Annotated in this window: 17 protein-coding genes; 11 read left to right on the forward strand and 6 right to left on the reverse strand. The window is 70.6% G+C overall.

Going from position 1 to position 16,846, the window contains the following annotated elements:
• Positions 1 to 64: 64 nt before the first annotated feature.
• From NO889_RS14810 to NO889_RS14825, 4 genes are all read left to right on the forward strand, one after another.
• Positions 65 to 1,081, forward strand: a complete 1,017-nt coding sequence (locus NO889_RS14810; protein ID WP_256413002.1) for a threonine ammonia-lyase — start codon at positions 65 to 67, stop codon at positions 1,079 to 1,081.
• A 201-nt stretch (positions 1,082 to 1,282) separates the two neighbouring features.
• Positions 1,283 to 1,723 (forward strand): phage tail protein, encoded by a 441-nt coding sequence (locus tag NO889_RS14815; protein WP_256413003.1) that lies wholly within the window; start codon positions 1,283 to 1,285, stop codon positions 1,721 to 1,723.
• A 65-nt stretch (positions 1,724 to 1,788) separates the two neighbouring features.
• Positions 1,789 to 2,283, forward strand: coding sequence for a phage tail protein (locus tag NO889_RS14820; RefSeq protein ID WP_256413004.1), 495 nt, complete (start codon positions 1,789 to 1,791; stop codon positions 2,281 to 2,283).
• A gap of 49 nt (positions 2,284 to 2,332) precedes the next feature.
• Positions 2,333 to 3,292, forward strand: a complete 960-nt coding sequence (locus NO889_RS14825) for a helix-hairpin-helix domain-containing protein (protein ID WP_256413005.1) — start codon at positions 2,333 to 2,335, stop codon at positions 3,290 to 3,292.
• A 37-nt stretch (positions 3,293 to 3,329) separates the two neighbouring features.
• Here NO889_RS14825 and NO889_RS14830 read toward each other — a convergent pair whose 3' ends face one another.
• Positions 3,330 to 4,505, reverse strand: a complete 1,176-nt coding sequence (locus NO889_RS14830; protein ID WP_256413006.1) for an NAD(P)/FAD-dependent oxidoreductase — start codon at positions 4,503 to 4,505, stop codon at positions 3,330 to 3,332.
• 190 nt (positions 4,506 to 4,695) lie between these two features.
• Between NO889_RS14830 and NO889_RS14835 the strand changes: the two genes are divergently transcribed.
• From NO889_RS14835 to NO889_RS14860, 6 genes are all read left to right on the forward strand, one after another.
• Positions 4,696 to 5,679 (forward strand): ornithine cyclodeaminase family protein, encoded by a 984-nt coding sequence (locus NO889_RS14835; protein WP_256413007.1) that lies wholly within the window; start codon positions 4,696 to 4,698, stop codon positions 5,677 to 5,679.
• Between the two features lie 245 nt (positions 5,680 to 5,924).
• The gene (locus NO889_RS14840) at positions 5,925 to 7,325 is read left to right on the forward strand and encodes an ABC transporter substrate-binding protein (protein ID WP_256413008.1); all 1,401 of its coding nucleotides are present in this window, start codon (positions 5,925 to 5,927) and stop codon (positions 7,323 to 7,325) included.
• A 5-nt stretch (positions 7,326 to 7,330) separates the two neighbouring features.
• Positions 7,331 to 8,245, forward strand: a complete 915-nt coding sequence (locus NO889_RS14845) for a branched-chain amino acid ABC transporter permease (RefSeq protein ID WP_256413009.1) — start codon at positions 7,331 to 7,333, stop codon at positions 8,243 to 8,245.
• Positions 8,242 to 9,285: a branched-chain amino acid ABC transporter permease gene (locus NO889_RS14850; RefSeq protein WP_256413010.1), complete on the forward strand. Its 1,044-nt coding sequence runs from the start codon at positions 8,242 to 8,244 to the stop codon at positions 9,283 to 9,285. Before NO889_RS14845 ends, NO889_RS14850 begins: the two co-directional genes overlap by 4 nt.
• Positions 9,282 to 10,046, forward strand: coding sequence for an ABC transporter ATP-binding protein (locus tag NO889_RS14855; protein WP_256413011.1), 765 nt, complete (start codon positions 9,282 to 9,284; stop codon positions 10,044 to 10,046). The genes NO889_RS14850 and NO889_RS14855 overlap by 4 nt, the downstream gene beginning before the upstream one ends.
• On the forward strand, positions 10,043 to 10,747 hold the full coding sequence (locus tag NO889_RS14860; RefSeq protein ID WP_256413012.1) for an ABC transporter ATP-binding protein: 705 nt from the start codon (positions 10,043 to 10,045) through the stop codon (positions 10,745 to 10,747). Before NO889_RS14855 ends, NO889_RS14860 begins: the two co-directional genes overlap by 4 nt.
• A gap of 382 nt (positions 10,748 to 11,129) precedes the next feature.
• Here NO889_RS14860 and NO889_RS14865 read toward each other — a convergent pair whose 3' ends face one another.
• Positions 11,130 to 11,354 carry a hypothetical protein gene (locus NO889_RS14865; protein WP_256413013.1) on the reverse strand — a complete coding sequence of 75 codons (225 nt, stop codon included), beginning with the start codon at positions 11,352 to 11,354 and terminating at the stop codon, positions 11,130 to 11,132.
• 148 nt (positions 11,355 to 11,502) lie between these two features.
• Positions 11,503 to 12,588, reverse strand: coding sequence for an alcohol dehydrogenase catalytic domain-containing protein (locus NO889_RS14870; protein ID WP_256413014.1), 1,086 nt, complete (start codon positions 12,586 to 12,588; stop codon positions 11,503 to 11,505).
• Between the two features lie 265 nt (positions 12,589 to 12,853).
• Here NO889_RS14870 and NO889_RS14875 point away from each other — a divergent pair, with 265 nt between their 5' ends.
• The gene (locus NO889_RS14875) at positions 12,854 to 13,990 is read left to right on the forward strand and encodes a sensor histidine kinase (protein ID WP_256413015.1); all 1,137 of its coding nucleotides are present in this window, start codon (positions 12,854 to 12,856) and stop codon (positions 13,988 to 13,990) included.
• 45 nt (positions 13,991 to 14,035) lie between these two features.
• Here the strand turns inward: NO889_RS14875 and NO889_RS14880 are convergent, their stop codons facing one another.
• The 3 genes from NO889_RS14880 to prs form a co-directional block, all read right to left on the reverse strand.
• Positions 14,036 to 15,538, reverse strand: coding sequence for a replication factor C large subunit (locus tag NO889_RS14880; protein WP_256413016.1), 1,503 nt, complete (start codon positions 15,536 to 15,538; stop codon positions 14,036 to 14,038).
• A gap of 110 nt (positions 15,539 to 15,648) precedes the next feature.
• Complete coding sequence (locus NO889_RS14885) at positions 15,649 to 15,822, reverse strand: hypothetical protein (protein ID WP_256413017.1); 174 nt, start codon at positions 15,820 to 15,822, stop codon at positions 15,649 to 15,651.
• Entirely contained in the window at positions 15,822 to 16,685 is an 864-nt protein-coding gene (gene prs, locus NO889_RS14890) for a ribose-phosphate diphosphokinase (RefSeq protein WP_256413018.1), read from the reverse strand. The genes NO889_RS14885 and prs overlap by 1 nt, the downstream gene beginning before the upstream one ends.
• Positions 16,686 to 16,846: the final 161 nt, after the last annotated feature.

A 16,846-nucleotide genomic window follows, 5' to 3' on the forward strand; every position in this document is an offset into this window, starting at 1 on the left:
CGAGACACGTCGAAGCGGCACCGAATCGGGACGCGTTCGGCCGGAGATATGGGAGGTGGCGGGCGTGAGCCAGTACGAGCCCGTCGACTCGCCGGACGCGACGACGATATTCCCGTATCACGACCTCACGCCGCCCGAGCCGGGCGACGTGTACGATGCCCGCGAGATCGTCCGCCGGTACCTCCCGCGGACGCCCCTGGTCCGCAGCGAGGCGCTCTCCGCGGAGACCGGCGCGGCGGTCTACTTCAAGCGTGAGGACACGCTGCCGACGGGCGCGTTCAAGGTCCGCGGCGGCGTCACGCTCGGACATCGGCTCCCCGAGGAGTTCCGCGAGACGGGGCTCGTCGCGGCGTCGACGGGGAACCACGGCCAGTCCGTCGCCTACGCCGGCCGCGAGTTCGGCGTCCCGGTGACGATCGCCGTCCCCGCCGACCCGAACCCGGAGAAGGTGGCCGCGATGGAGCGGTTCGGCGCGGAGGTCGTCGCGACCGGTGCCGACTACGACGAGGCGCGCGAGTGGGCCGAGCGCCGGGCGGCCGAGGACGGACTCCGCTACGTCCACTCGGCGAACGAGCCCGACCTCGTCGCCGGTGTCGCCACGGCCGGGCTGGAGGTGCTGGAGACGCTGCCCGCCGTCGACCGCGTCGTGTGTCCGATCGGCGGCGGGAGCGGCGCGGCGGGCTACTGTCTCACGACCGGCGCGATCGGCGGCGCGGAGGTCGTCGGCGTCCAGTCCGCGGCCGCGGACGCGACCTACCGGGCGTACCACGAGGGCCATCTCGACCCGGCGGAGTCGGCGACGACGGAGGCGGAGGGGATCTCCTCGCGGGCCCCGTTCGCGCTCACGGTCGAGATCCTTCGCGACCGGCTGGACGACCTCGTCACCGTTCCCGAGGAGGCGATCTGGGACGGCGTCCGGGACGTGCTCGCGAACGAACGCATCCTCATCGAGGGGGCCTCCGCGGCGGCCGTCGCCGCGGTGCGGTCGATGGACGACGTCGCGGGCGAGACGGTCGTCGTCCCGGTCACCGGTCGGAACCTCTCGACCGAGAAGCTCCGGCGGGCGGTCGCCCCGGAGTGAGACCGGACGCGTCGAGCCCGTGTTCCGGTTTCCTCTCGTTCGCCCGATAGGATTATTTGGGATGCCGGTCGTTGGTCTAAGATGATTGTCAATAGACAACGAACACCATGATCCGAGATCCATCCGCGGCCGCGAGACGGTCCGCACCGACGCGCGCCGCACCGACGACGGAACGCGAGCGAGACCCACGGAGGCGTGTCGATGCCCGATAGACACGGACCGTATCGGCGGATCCGGTTCCTCCTCGAGATCGACGGCGTCGAGAAGGCGGGCTTCAGCCGCTGTTCGCTCCCGACCGCCCGGACGGACGTGATCGAGTACCGCGAGGGGAACGATCCCCCCACGCCGCGCAGGCTCGGCGGACTCGGCCGGCACGACCCGCTCGTGTTGGAGAGCGGCGTGACCGACGGCTCCCTCGCGCTCTACGAGTGGCGAAAGCTGGTCGAACAGGGGAAACTCGACGAGGCCCGCCGGCCGATCGCGGTCGTCCTCCTCGACGAGGAGGACAGTTCCGGACCGCGGTGGGAGCTCCGGGACGCGTGGCCGAGCCGCTACGTCGCGCCCGACCTCGACGCCGACCGGTCCGAGGTCGCGATCGAACGGCTCGGGATCGTCCACGAGGGAATGGAACGGACCGCGTAACATGTTCGATCGCCGAACTGCCCCGCGATCGTCGCGGGAACGGAAGCGAGCGGGAGGGGGGAACGATGTCGGCCGATGATCGAACCGACCCGTATCCGAGCCACCGGTTCGTAGTCGAGATCGACGCGGTCGGGACGGCGGGATTCAGCGAGGTGCGCGGGCTGTCGGCGCGCGCCGACGACGAACCCGAGGCGGACGGGCCGCTCTGGCGACGGCTCCTCGTGCGCGACGCGTCGTGGGGGAGCGCCGGAACGACGGATCCGGACGGCCGCGGATCCGCGTCCACGCCCGCATCGTCCCGGCTCATGCTCCGGCGCGGCGTGACCGACCGGACGGAGCTGTGGGAGTGGTTCCGCGAGTGGACCGACGGGCGCGGCACGCCGCGACCCGCCCGCGTGGTCCTGTTGGACGAGCGCGGCGACCCCGCGCGCGTCTGGCGGTGCGAGCGCGCACGCCCGGTTCGGTGGGACGGCCCGACGCTCTCCGCCGTCGGCTCGGGGGTCGCGACGGAGACGTTCGAACTGGCACACGACGGGATCACGGAGGTGTCCGCGGAGTGATCCGCCGGGCCGTCGTCCCCGCCGCTTCCCCACGCCGGAGGTGTCGAGCGTGATCCCGCTCGAGGAGATCTACGGGATCGGCGACGTCCGCGCGGCGCGACTCCGCGAGCACGGCCTGGAGTCGGTCGGGGAGGTCGCGAACGCCCCGATCGACGGCCTCGCGGACCTGCTCGACGGGGTCGGTCGCCAGCGGGCGCGACAGGTCCGCGCCTCCGCGAGGCGGATCGCCGCCGAGGAGGGGGCCGACCGACCGTCGTCGGCATCGTCGGCACCCGACGACGGATACGTGACGACGAGGCGGGTCCCCGCCGCCGACGCGGTCGTCGTCGTTCCGGGGCGCGCGTTCCTGACGCGCGCCGGCGGAACAGACCACCCGCAGCCCTGGCGGCACGCGTTGGCGTCGGTCCCCGGCGAGGGCCTCCTCGAGTCGGAGCCGACCAGCGAGACGGTCGTGTTGTGCTCGCCGGATCGGACCGCCGCGGCCTCACCCGGCCTCTACGAGGCGCTCGCGGACGCCGAGGACGGCTCCCGACCCGTCGGCGGGAGTGCCCCCCGAACCGAGGAGGAACGCGACGGCGACGTCGGCTCGTTCCTGGCCGGCGTCCTCCGACCGGGAACCCTGATCCCCGGCGACGCCCTCCGAGACCTGTACGCGCGACGCCCGGACCTCGAATCCGAACTCGACGCCGTCCTGCGGAACGGGACGGCGCTTCGGCGCGGCGAATCGTTCGATCTCGAAGCCCCCGCCGAGGCGACACTGCTCGCCTCGACGGGGACGTACCTCCGCGGCGACCGCGTCCTCCCGGAGGGCGCGGCGTTCGAGGCCGGAGCGATGCTTCCGGGGGAAGAACCTCCTCGACAGGCGTCGTTCCTCGCGCCCGGCGTGGTGGCCGTTCCCGGTCGGCGCGCGCTCGGGAGCCTCGACGCCGACGCCGGCGGCGACCCCGCGCTCGCGCTGCTCCGGGCGGGCGGCATGTTGCTCCCGCCCGACGCCGTCCGGGAGCGATGAGGCGGCGAGGGCGACGCTTCAGCCACCCTCGGACCCCTCAGGCGACGCTCCGCTCCGTGAGCGTGTCGCCGCGCTCGAACCGGTCGCCCGCGAGCGGCGAGACGTCGAGGAGGTCCGTCTCGCCGTCGACGACGAGGTCGGCGGCGATGCGCCCGGAGGCGGGCGCGTGCTGGAAGCCGTGTCCCGAGAATCCCGCGACGGTCACGAGGCCGGGTATCGTCTCCTCGACGACCGGGTGGTGGTCGGGAGTGACCGCGTACAGTCCGGCCCAGCCGCGCTGTATCCGGGTGTCGAGCCCGAAGTACTCGGCGTACTCGGCGGCGTGCTCGACCGCGCGCGCCGCCCACTCCACGTCCATCCCCTCGTCGTAGGCGTCGGGGTCCTGGTCGGGGTCGGCGTCCGTCTCGAAGTGGCCGCCGACGAGCGCAACCCCGTCCCGTTCGGGACGGAAGTACGACCCCGTCTCCAGGTCGATCGTCAGCGGGACCGACTCGGGGACCGGCGGCGTGGGGTCGACGACGGCGATCTGCCGCCTCCGCGGCGCGATCGGGAGGTCGACGCCGGCCATCTCGCCGAGCGTCGCGGCCCACGCTCCGGCGGCGTTGACGACACAGTCGACCTCGCGGCGTTCCGTCCCCTCCCCTCCCGCGCCGACCGCCCGAACGTCCGCGCCGACGACGCGGTCGCCCTGGCGGTGGAGGTCGGTCACCGCCGTCTTCGTCAGGATCTCGACGCCGCGCTCGCGGGCGGCCTCGGCGTAGCCCTGGACGGCGAGGTTCGGGTCGGCGATCCCGTCGTCCGGGTTGTACGTCGCCGCGACGAACGGGTCGGGGTCGAGCCCCGGACAGTGTTCGGTCGCCTCCTCGGGGGTGAGAAGCTCGCTCCCCGCGCCGAGCTCGCGCTGCATCTCGACGTTCTCGCGGAACCGCTCCGCGGTCTCCTCCGACCGGGCGAGGAACAGGTAGCCGTTCTTCCGGAGGCCGATGTCCACGCCGAACCGTTCCTCGAAGGCGTTCCAGACCGCCTTGCTCGCGAGCGACAGTTCGACGTTCACGCGCGTGGAGAACTGCGACCGGATCCCGCCGGCGGAGCGGGCGGTGCTCGCGTTCCCGAGCGATCCCTTCTCGACGAGCGTCACGTCCACGCCACGGTCGGCAAGCGCGTACGCGGCGGAGAGTCCGACGACTCCGCCGCCGACGACGAGTGCGTCCATGTCCCCCGATGGACTCCCCAGGATATAAACGTACGACGCCGAGGCCGGATCGATCGCGCCGATCGGCTGCGCGGACGAACGATCCCCGCCAGCGATTCTCCCCGCCAGCGATTCTCCCCGACGAGCCTTCCCGCCGACGAGCCTCACCGCCGACGATCAGGCTAAGTCGCCGGGGGGCGACGCCCCGGACATGGTGCTCGTGCTCTCCGCCGAGGAGGTCGAACGGAGCCTCGATCTGGCAGAACTCGTCGACGTGGTGGACGGTGCGCTGATCAAGCAGGCCGCCGGCGAGGTCGAGCGTCCCCACAGACCGCACTTCCCGGTCGGCGCGGGGCTCGACGGCGACGAGCCCGCGGGAACCGGGATCGCGATGCCGGCATACGTCCACGGGGCGGACCACTACGCGACGAAGCTGGTCGGCGTCCACGAGGGAAACGCGGAGCGGGGGCTCCCGACGATCAACGCCCAGATCGCGCTCACGGACGCCCGGACGGGCCTCCCGAAGGCGTTCATGGCGGGGACGACGATCACGAACGCCCGGACGGGCTGTATCGGGGCGGTCTCGGTGCGGGAGCTGGCTCCGGAGCCGGACGACGGGGGGCTCGTCCTCGGCGTCCTCGGCGCGGGCGCGCAGGCGCGCTGGCAGACCCGTGCCATCGCGACCGTCGCGGCGCTCTCGGACGTGCGGATCCGCTCGCCGTCGGACTCGCGGGTGGCGTGTGCCGCCGACCTGAGCGAGGAGGGAATCCCAGCGCGCGCGGTCGACTCCCCGAGAGAGGCCGTCGAGGGGGCGGACGTGGTCGTGACGGCGACGACCGCGACCGAGCCCGTCTTCCCGCCCGACGCGCTCGGTGCGGGGGCCCTCGTCGTCGCCGTCGGCGCGTTCACCGAGGGGATGCAGGAGCTCGATCCCCGCGTCCTCGAACGCGCCGAGCGCGTGTTCGCCGACGTGCCCGAGGAGGTCGCGGGGACCGGCGACCTCCTCGCGACCGACCTCGACGCGGACGACTTGGTCGAGCTCGGCGTCCCCCTCGCGGACGGGTACGTCCGGGAGTCGCCCGACGGGGTGTTGGCCGTCGTCAGCGTCGGGTCCGCGACGCTGGACGCCGCGGCGGGCGAGACGGTCTACCGGGAAGCGAGGGACGCGGGCGACGGGACCGAGGTCCCGCTGTAGCGACGGGCGACACGTAGCGGCCCGTCGCGACGGACGACGGCGTCGAACGCCGGGCGCGCCCGAAGGATGCCGGAACGCGTAGCGATCCACTCACGAAACCGACGAACGTCCATAAAAGTGGGCGGAGTGCTGGTGTCACGGAACGAGGATATGTAATACGCCCGAACTAATTGGTGATTTCTCTCACCGGTTCGACCATGGTCGGCTCCGTTTTTAATATCCCGTGTGTGAGACCCAGTATCGGAATGTCATCCGATACCAATGGACTCGCGAATCGCCGGACGTTTTTGACCCTCGCCGGGAGCGGAGGGATCGTCGGGCTCTCCGGTTGCGTGAGCTTCGGCGGCGGCGAGGAGAGCGGCGGGGACGACGGGAGCGGCGACGGTTCGGGCGACGGGAGCGGGAACGGAAGCGGCGGCGACGACGGGTCGAGCGACGACGGCTCGGAAGACGGGAGCGACGCCCCCGAGACCATCTCGCTCGGTCAACCCGCGTCGCTGAGCGGGCAGTGGGACTTCCTCCAGCCGGGGGTCTCACAGGCGACCGACGCCGCGGTCGCCCACATCAACGAGGCCGGCGGACCGCTCGACGCGGAGCTTGAAGTGATCCGGCGGGACACCGCCGTCGATCCGCAGGAGGCGCGGACCGTGACGACACAGCTGATCGAGAACGACGGGGTGCCGGCGATCGTCGGCCTCTTCTCGAGCGAGATCAACCCGCTCTGGGACTTCCTCCAGGACTTCGAGGTCCCGATGGTCACCCCGTGGCCGGGATCGACGTTCCTCGACACCCGCGGCGGGGACAAGGGGACGCCGGAGGACCTCTCGGACGACGAGTGGATGTGGCGGACCGTCGTCGGCGACACCGTCCACACGAGCGGGAGCGCCGTCTACGCGCTCGAGAACGACCTCGACAGGCTCGGCGTGCTCAACGGGACCACCGAGGGCGAGCGCAGCTACGTCGAGGGGTTCCTCTCCGTCTACGAGGACAACGGCGGGACGGTCGCGGAACGGGTGGAAGTCGAGATCGGATCGTCGAGCTACCAGTCGGCGCTGAGTCGACTCTTCGACGCCGACTTCGACGCGTTCCTCGTGAGCCTCCCGCTGGAGTCGGCGATCACGGCGCTCTCCGACTGGTCCGACGCGGGGTACGGCCGCCAGCCGATCCTCTCCGACCCGCTGGCACAGCAGGACCTCGTCGACCAGGTCGGCAGCGACATCCACGGCGCGTGGGCCGGGTCGCCCGGCCAGTCGGGGCCGAGCTACGACACCTTCGAGGAGATCTACTCGGAGGAGGGCGACGCGGAGATCAACGCCTGGACGCCGCCCGCGTGGGACGCCATGCAGGTGATCGCGCTGGCGATAGAGCGGGCGGGCGAGGCGACCCCGGAGGCGATAGAGCGCAACCTCGGTCCGGTCAGCCGTGAGGGCGGGACGGAGGTCAGCACCTTCGCCGAGGGGAAGGAGGCGCTCGCCAACGGCGAGGAGATCTCCTACCAGGGCGCGGCGACGCCCACGAACTTCACCCAGCACGGCAACGTCTTCGGGAGCGTCACGATCAGCACCGCCAGCGAAAACGGGTTCGAGGCGACGAGCGAGGTCCCGGCCGAGGACATCCGGGAGTACGTCGCCGAGGGCGAATACTGATCCCGATGGGCTTGCTTCAGGAAGCCATCTTCGGGATCGTCACGGGGTCGTACATCGCGATCGCCGCGATCGGGTTCACGCTCATCTACGGGATCGTGAACATGATCAACTTCGCGTACGGGGAGTACCTCACGCTCGGGGCGTTCGTCGGCTTCTTCGCCGCGAGCGCGATCCCCGTCCCGCTGCCGGTCGCGATCGTCGTCGCGATGGTCGGCGGCGGCGTCATCAGCATCGTGCTCGCTCGAGGGTTTTTCACCCCGATCAACCACACGGGGCCGGTGCCATTGCTGTTGACCTCGATCGGGCTCGGGATCGCCATCCGTAACGCGATCCGCCTCTTCGGCGGCCGGAGCGCCCGCTACATCGAGACCGAGACGACGACGTTCCGGGTCGACGCGGTTCCCGACGTGTCGATCGGCTCCGTCGACCTGCTCGGCGGCTTCTTCGTCACCTCCGAGCACCTGATCGTGTTCGGCTCCGCCGTCGCGGTCTTTCTCGCCATCCACGCGCTCTTGACTCGAACCGACGTGGGGATCGCGATGCGGGCGATGGGCGACGACGAGAGTCTGGCGCGCGTCCGCGGCATCGACACCCAGCTGATCCGCGACAGCGTCTGGGTGCTGGCGGGCGTCCTCGCCGGACTCGCCGGCGTGCTCATGGCGATCCAGACGAACGTCAGCTCCACCACGGGGTTCAGCCACATCCTCCAGATACTCTCGGCCGCGATCCTCGGCGGGGCCGGCAGCCCGTACGGGGCGATCATCGGCGCGTACGTCATCGGACTCGCGCTCGCGATCTCGACGGCGTTCCTGCCGTCGTCGATGACCGGCCTCTCCTCGGCGGTCGCGTTCGCGATCCTGATCGCCGTGCTGCTGGTCAAACCGAGCGGGATCGCCGGAACGGAGGTGCGCGAGGCGTGAGCGCTCTCGACCGCCTCCCGTCCGGACGCGGCGATCGGGCCCTGATCGCCGGGGTGGCCTGCCTGTTCGTCGGCGGGCTGTTCGCGTTGACGCCGCTTCAGGCGAGCCTGCCCAGCGCGCTGTACGTCTTCGTCGAGGTCGGGATCACCTTCGTGATCTACGGCATGCTCGTGCTGGGGCTCGACCTCCAGTACGGTCACACCGGCCTGGTCAACTTCGGGCACGTGGTCTTCTTCGCGGTCGGCGCGTACGCGACCGCGATGCTGGCCGCACAGGACAGCTTCTCGGGGATCGCGTTGGGGTATCCGTGGCCGCTCGCGCTCCTGGTCGGCGTGATCGCGGCCGCGCTCCTCGGTCTCGTCGTGAGCGCCACCTCGATCCGGCTCCGCGACGACTTCCTCGCGATCGTCACGCTCGCGACCGCCGAGATCTTCCACTCGATCTTCGTCAACTTCGAGGGAGTCTTCGGCGGCAACGTCGGGATCCTCGGCGTGCCGCGGCCGATCGCCGCGCTCGTCGGCGACGCCGACACGCGGCTGATCGCGACGATCCTCGTGATCGGGGGGATCACCCTGATCACGCTCGCGGCCGTCACCCGGCTCACCGACGCGCCGTACGGGCGCGTGCTCCGGGCGATCCGGGCCGACGAGCTCGTGACCCGCTCGGTCGGCAAGTCCACGATCGTCTACAAGACGCAGGCGTTCGTCTACGGCGCGGCGCTGGCCGGACTCGCCGGCGGGCTGTTCGCGCTGTACAACGGCGCGGTCGCGCCCGGCTTCTTCACCATCCAGGTGACGGTCACGATCTGGATCGGGATGCTGCTCGGCGGCGCGGCGAACCACCGGGCGGTGCTCGCCGGGCTGGCGATCATCATGGGACTGCGGCTCGTCTCCCGGTTCGGGCTGAGCGTGACGCCGGTCTCCGGCGACGTGTTCGCCGCCTTCCGGCTCGTCGTCGTCGGCCTGATACTGATCGCGGTGATCCGGTTCCGCCCCGCGGGGATCTGGGGCGACCCGCAGGAGCTGGGGGTGGACCAATGAGCCTCCTCTCCGCGGAGGGGCTCGTCAAGGACTTCGGCGGCCTGCGCGCGATAGACGACCTCTCCGTCTCGATCGACGAGGGGGAACTCGTCGGCGTGATGGGACCGAACGGCGCGGGCAAATCGACGTTCTTCAACTGCGTCAGCGGCGTCATCCCCCCGGACGACGGGACCGTCACTCTCGACGGGACCGACGTGACGGGCGACCCGCCCGAGTCGCTGGCACACCGCGGACTGGTACGGACCTTCCAGAACACCCGCGAGCTGGAGACGATGACCGTCCGCGACAACGTCCGGCTCGCCGCGCCCGACCAGCCGGGCGAACGGACGCTCCCCGCCCTCGTCCGGAGCGGATCGATGCGGGAACACGAGGAAACGGTCAGAGAGCGGGCCGAGGAGTTGATCGAGACGTTCGAGCTGGACCACCTCGCCGACGAGTACAGCAGCAACCTCTCGGGCGGCCAGCGGAAGCTGCTCGAGCTCGCGCGAACGCTGATGCTCGACCCCGAGGTGCTCATGCTCGACGAGCCGTTCGCCGGGGTCAATCCGACGCTGACCGGCGAGATCGCGGACCACATCCGCGACCTCAACGCGGACGGAATGACGGTCGTGATCATCGAACACGAGCTCGAGACGCTGACCGAGCTCGTCGATCGACTGATCGTCCTCCGGCAGGGACGGCTGCTCGTCGAGGGCGAGCCGGAGGCGGTGCTCGAGGACGAGCGCGTCATCGAGGCGTACCTCGGGGGTGACGCCGAATGAGCCTGCTCGAGGTGATCGACCTCGACGCGGGCTACGGCGACCTCCGGGTGCTCTCCGGGGTCGACATCCGCGTCGACGACGGGGAGTACGTCACGATCGTCGGCCCCAACGGCGCGGGGAAGTCGACGGTGATGAAGGCGATCGTCGGGATCGCGACGTGTCAGGGCGGGGCCATCGAGTACCGCGGGACCGACATCGCCGGGATGGCCCCCGAGGAGGTCGTCCGCGAGCGGATCGGCTACGTCCCCCAGTCGGAGAACGTCTTCCCGACGCTGACCGTCGAGGAGAACCTCAGAATCGGCGCGTACGTGCTCGACGAGGTGCCGGAAGACCGGAAGCGGGACGTGTACGACCGGTTCCCGGCGCTCGCCGACCGGACGGACGAGAACGCTGGCTCGCTGTCGGGCGGCCAACAGCAGATGCTCGCGATGGGGTGCGCGCTGATGCTCGATCCCGACGTGCTGCTCTTGGACGAGCCGAGCGCCGGCCTCGCGCCCGACCTCGTCGACGACATGTTCGACCGGGTCGACGAGATCAACGACGCCGGTACCACGGTCCTGATGGTCGAACAGAACGCCAAGGAGGCGCTCAGACGCTGTGACCGCGGCTACGTGCTCGCCAACGGCGAGAACCGCTACGAGGACGAGGGCGACGCCCTCCTCGGCGACGAGGAGGTCCGCCGGGAGTTCCTCGGCGGATAGGCTCCAATCGTTTTCTCGTCGGGTTCCCTCCGTTCGCTGCGTTCGCTTCGGGAACCACTCCTCGAAATCCTCGGAGGAGAAACGCCGGCTCCGCCGTCCTCGACGGCTCCGTCGGTGGACGGCTCGTGGTTCGAAACGGCGACGCCGTTTCGTCATCGCCGGAGGTCCCCGACTTCCGGCTAACAGCCGGAGTTCCGCGGACTCTGGTCACGGCATCGGAACGCTCTGTGCTCTGACGACATCGCGAACGACCTCCGGCCTCTCGAACGACTCCGCTCGCGGATGTGTACGGGACGGATCGTTCAACGTGGGGTAGTTGACTTCGAGGTGGACAGGCCGAACCATCTGCTACCATGTGACGCGAATCGACCGTCCCGGACGATCAGATCTCGCCCCCAGCACCACCCTCACCGCCGAACAGGAACAGAAACACGACACTAAGCCCGATCGCCAGCGCGAAAAGCGGATGGTGTAGTGCGCGGTCGATCAACGGCGAGACCACCTGATCCATCGCCTGTTGAACGGTGTACGGGGAAACGTAGAGGAGCGCACCGCCGACGACACCGAACGAGGCGAGACTCAGGAGGATCTCTAACGGACCGTTCATCTCCATGGTGAATCGGTGTTGAGAATCTGAGTCCTGGCTTAAAATTCTTCCCCTCAAAGCGGGCCTGACTAGGAGAGAGCACGTAGGACGGGTGAACGGGCGAACTCAGCACCCGTGACTGCCCGTCGTTCACCCTCGCTCCGATGAATTAGAACTCGGTGACGACCTCGACGCCCCGCACGTCGTACTGGTCCATCGCGGCGAGCCGGTCCGAAACCTCCGGTAACGCCAACTCCCGCGTCACGAGCGCGCCGGGGTCGATGTCGGTCGCCTCGACGAGCGCGAAGAGGTCGTCGTAGTTGGTCGGCGGCATCCCCCGTGCGCCGAGAAACGACACCTCCCAGCGGGTCATCCAGTCCGTCGGCAGCGACACCTCGCCGCGCTCGGCCTCCGTGGTCAGTCCGACCTGGACGTGGGTCCCGCGGGGTCGGACCGAATGGACGGAGTTGCGACAGGTCTCCGCGATCCCCAGCGCGTCGACCGAGACGTCGACGCCGCCGTCGGTGAGCGAGCGGACCCGCTCGGGAACGGACGCGGCCGAGTCCGGATCGGCCGCCTCTCCCTCGCCCGCCAGCACCGTCTCCGCCGCACCGAGGTCCGCGGCCCGCGAGAGCGCGTCGTCGTCGACGTCGACCGCGACGACGCGCCCGCCGACCGCGGCCGCGATCTGGACCGCCGAGAGCCCGACGCCGCCGCAGCCGTGGACGGCCACCCGGTCGCCGCCGGAGATCCCGGCGCGCTCGAGAAGCGCGTGGTAGGCGGTCATGTACCGGCAGCCGAGCGCCGCGGCGTCGCGGGCGGGCAGCCACGACGGACGTTCGACGAGGTTGTAGTCTGCGCGAGGGACCGCCACCCGCTCGGCGAACGCGCCGGGCGCGTCGGGCTCGAAGCCGAGGGCGTCCCCGTCCGCACAGACGTTGCCGTGGCCGCGCCGGCAGTTCGGGCACGTCCCGTCGCCGAGCGAGAAGGGCACCACGACGCGGTCACCGGAGGCGAACCGATCGACCGCGTCGCCGACGGCGACGACCTCGCCGGCGGGCTCGTGGCCGAGCACCTGGCCGCGCGGGACCCGGTCGTCGGCCCACTCGCCGTGGCCCTTCCAGGCGTGCCAGTCGCTCCGACAGACCCCGCAGGCGTCGACGCGGACGACCGCGTCGTCCGGCCCCGGCTCCGGTTCGGGCAGGTCTCGGATCGCCAACTCCTCGCCGTACTCGCGAAGGACGGCCGCGCGCATGGTGGGCGGTCGTCGTCCGTCGTCATACGTGTTGTGCCCGACGCCGCGACCGATCTCGGCCGCCGGGTCGCTCCCGTCCCCGCGGTCGGTCGAGCCTCCCACCCGGAAATGGTCCGTTTCCGGATACGAGAGTACACCTAATTCGGTCTCCACCGTTATTTCACCGTCAGTATCGTTAATTCGCCGTCTCACGGAGTTGATGTCTCCGTCAGACAAATGTTATTCAGATAAGATTTATGACGGTTCCCGCTCGATTCCCCCACGTATGTCGTCGAGAGCCGATCCGCGGCCGGGAGTCGCCTATCGACGACCGGGCGGTGATCCCGATCGGCTCGAACTCGACTCCCTCGGCGACCCGAGGCTTCCGGTCGCGGACCGCTCACACGAGGCGTGGCTCGACGCCGTCCACCCGGAGGACCGCGCCCGGCTCCGCGAGGAACTCGCGACCGGCGACGCCGACGTCGCCTACCGGATCGTTCGGGACGACGACCTCACCTGGGTCCACGAACACGGCCGGCGTACCGAGGCGGGGGACGTGATCGGCTACCTGCTCCCCGCGTACGATCGGATCGAGCGACAGCGTCGGCTCGAACAGCAGCGAGAGCGGCTCGAGGAGTTCGCGAGCGTCGTCAGCCACGACCTCCGGAACCCGCTCTCGGTCGCGGTCGGCAACCTCGAGTTGGCTCGCGAGTTCGGCGACGGCGACGCGATCGAACGGATCGATCGCGCCCACGACGCGTTGGACCGGATGGACGAACTCATCTCGGACCTCCTCTCTCTCGCCCGCGAGGGGCGCTCGGTCGAGTCGACCGCCGAGACCGACCTCGGCGTCGTCGTCGACCGAGCGTGGGCCACGGTCGGGCGGACGCCGAACGCGGAGCTGGTCGTCGAGGGGCCGCTTCCGCGGATCGACTGTGACCACGATCGGCTTCGACAGGCCCTCGAGAACCTGTTTCGGAACGCGATCGAACACGGCTCGGACGCCGAACTCGCCGAGGACGCGACGCCGGTCGGCGCGGACGCGGCCGACGACGGTGAGGTCGGTTCCGACGGCGTGCGCGTCTTCGTCGGCCGAACCGACGACGGGTTCTACGTCGCCGACGACGGGCCGGGGATCCCGCCGGAAGAGCGCGAGGAGGTGTTCGAGCCCGGCCACACGACCGCCGAGGAGGGGACGGGCTTCGGACTCGCGATCGTCGAGCGGATCGTCGAGGCACACGAGTGGACCGTCTCCGCGACCGAGGGTCGCGACGGCGGCGCCCGCTTCGAATTCGCCGGCGTCGAAACACGCGGAGAGACGGAAGAGACCACGTGCGACGAGGCCGCGGGGGACGAGTTCGCGGACGACGGGACCGCGGGCGGAACGACGGTCGGCGGTGCGGATTCTCGCTCCACCGAGTGAGCGGGCCGCGACGTGCCCGGCCCGGACGAAGTCGCTCAGTCCCGACTAGACGAAGTCGTTCAGTCCCGACTGGCCGTCGTCGCCGGCGTCGTCCCCGTGGGCGTCGTCGCCGTCGACCGGTCCGTCGCCGTCCGCCGTCCCGTCGGAGTCGCCCCCGGCGTCGCGTCCCGCGGGGTCGGGGTCGGCATCGTCGCTCGCGTCGGACGGATCGCGTACACGCCCGGTCCCGCCGGCGAACGCGCCGTCGGCGTGGTCGGCCATGCGCTCCTCGCGACGTTCCTGTGCGTCCTCGACGATCGATTCCACCTTGTTCGTCGACTCCCCGGAGCCGGTGACGAACGCCACGCCGGCCTCGTCGAGGTCGTAGGCGGCCGCCATCGCCACGGTGAGCTCGCGGGGCTTACAGTGGTGGGTGATCGCGGCGAGGAACGGGAGGACCTCCCGGCGAGCGGTCGCGACGCTACAGCCGCTCGCCTCGGCGATCCGGCCGACCACCTCGTCCGCGGTCGAATCGGAGGAGGGCCAGAACTGCGGCCGGCCGTATCGGGTCCAGCCGCCCTTGGTTCCGTCGCGGGCGGCGGCGACGCCCGCGGCCGCGTTGTCGGTGGCGTACCGCCAGTAGGTGTAGTTCTGCGTGGCGCGCACGCGCCCCAGCCAGACGTCCGCGTTCGCGAGGAAGTCGTACGCGCGCGTCGCCTCCCCCGCGTCGTACACGGAGAGCACGTTGTCCTCGATCCACTTCGTGAGGTCGTCGGGCGTCTCGTCGACCGCGTACGCCGACCGGAGCGACTCCTCGGCCGACTCCTCCTTGAGGACCGCGTCGAGGAACGGGAAGATCCCCATCGCCTTGTCGCGGTCGGCGGTGACGACGTCCTCGACCGCGATCGAGGACCGACCCTCGCAGGCGGCCTGGAGGTCGTTTATCGCCCCCCGAAGGTCGCCGCGGTTGCGTTCGGCGATCCGCTGGAGCGCGTCCGACTCGAACTCGATCCCCTCCTTTCGGCAGACGTCGCGCAGGACGGGGACGATGGAGCGCGCGGAGACGTCGCGGAACTCGATCTCCTGACACGCGTTCCGCAGCCCGCGGGAGATGTCGTAGAACTCGTTGGCGATGAGCACGATGGGCTGGCCCGACTCCTTGACCAGCTTCGTGATCGCGGATGCCCCACCCCGATCGTAGTTGCCGTGGATGTTGTCGGCCTCGTCGACGATCACGAGCTGTCTGGAGGCGGTGTCGCCGCCGCTCGCGCCGCCGCCGGCCGCGCTCCCGCCGAGGGTGGCGTTTCGGGCCGCGCGCCCGGCGAACCGCTCTATCACGTCGGCGGTGCGCTGGTCGGAGGCGTTCAGCTCCACCGTCTCCCAGCCCATGTCGTTCGCCAGGGCGTGTGCGGCGCTCGTCTTCCCGACGCCGGGGCTCCCGTGGAGGATGACGGCCTCGCGGTGGTCGTCCCACGAGCGCGCCCACTGCGCGAACGCGTCGCGGGCCTTGTCGTTGCCGCGGACCTCCGAGAGCGTGCTCGGGCGGTACCGCTCGGTCCAATCGGCCATTACCGGTGGGAGGCGCGAGCGCCGTTTAGTGGTTGCGGAGCGTTACTCCTCGTCGACGTTCCTCGGATCGAACCGCGACGTGGAACGCTCCTCGGAGGTCTCCCGTGCGTTCAGCGTCCGGCCTCGTTCAGGACCGCGTCCCGTGCCCCGTCACGCAGTTCGTCCACGGTCGCGTCGACGTCGGCGCACGCTTCCCGCAGCGCGGCGAGGGGATCCGCGTCGATCGGGATCGGCTTGACCCCGTCGCGGAGTTCGGCGACGTGATACCATCGCCGTCCATCCATCACTCCTCCTCCGCAACGAGCGCCTCCGCGAGCACGGGCGCGACGCTGACGACGCTACAGCCGCGCTCGATCGTGTCGGTGCCGACGATCCGGTCGACGCCGGCGGCCCGCAGCCTCGTCACCGCGTTCTCGGCCAGCATCGGGTGGATGCAGGCGGCGACGACGCGCTCGGCCCCCCGGTCTACCAGCACGTCGACCGCCTCGCTCATCGTCGACCCGGTGGCGACGATGTCGTCGACGACGACGGCGTCGCGCCCGTCGACGGAGGCGTCGGATGGAGAGACCTCGACGTCGCCCGTCTCACGGTCGCGGTGCTTCTCGAAGTGGTCCGTCTCGCCGCTGCCGTACGCGTCGCGGACGGTCTCGGCGATCCCGATCGCCCCCTCGTCGGGCGCGAGAAAGAGCGGGTCACGCAGATCGGAGAGCGGGGTCGCGAGGACGCCCGCCGCGTCGACCGTCTCGACCGGCACGTCGTAGAAGTCGGCGACGGTCGGCTCGTGGGGGTTGACGAGCACCACGCGGTCGGTGCCGGTCGAGACGGCCCGTGCCATCGCCCGCGCGGAGACGGGCTGGCCGTCGCGGAACGACTGGTCCTGTCTGGCGTAACCCATGTACGGGATGGCGGTCGTCACGCGCTCCGCGCCGGCCTCGCGGACGGCGTCCTGTAGCTGGAGCAGTTCGACCCACGCCTCGTCGGAGTCGGTCGTCGCGACCACGGTCGCCTCCCCCCCGTCGAACTCCGGGACGGCGGCGAGACGCTCGCCGTCCGGGAAGCGGTCGTACGTCGCCGTCGCGAGCGGGCGACCCGTCTCCTCGGCGAGCGCGGCCGCGAGCAGTTGCGAACTCGACCCGGGTACGATCATGGGCGTCCGTTCCGCCGACACCGATAAACCAGTTTCTGTACTCGGCCGCAACGACCGAGACACCGACACGCACGCGGTAGTCGTTGGCACGTCCACGGCTGGTCAGTCGCCGACAGATCAGTAGGAGGTCATAGAATTCCTGTCACGGCGTTCACGAACCC

The organism is Halorubrum rubrum, assembly GCF_024494685.1.
GTDB lineage: Archaea > Halobacteriota > Halobacteria > Halobacteriales > Haloferacaceae > Halorubrum > Halorubrum rubrum.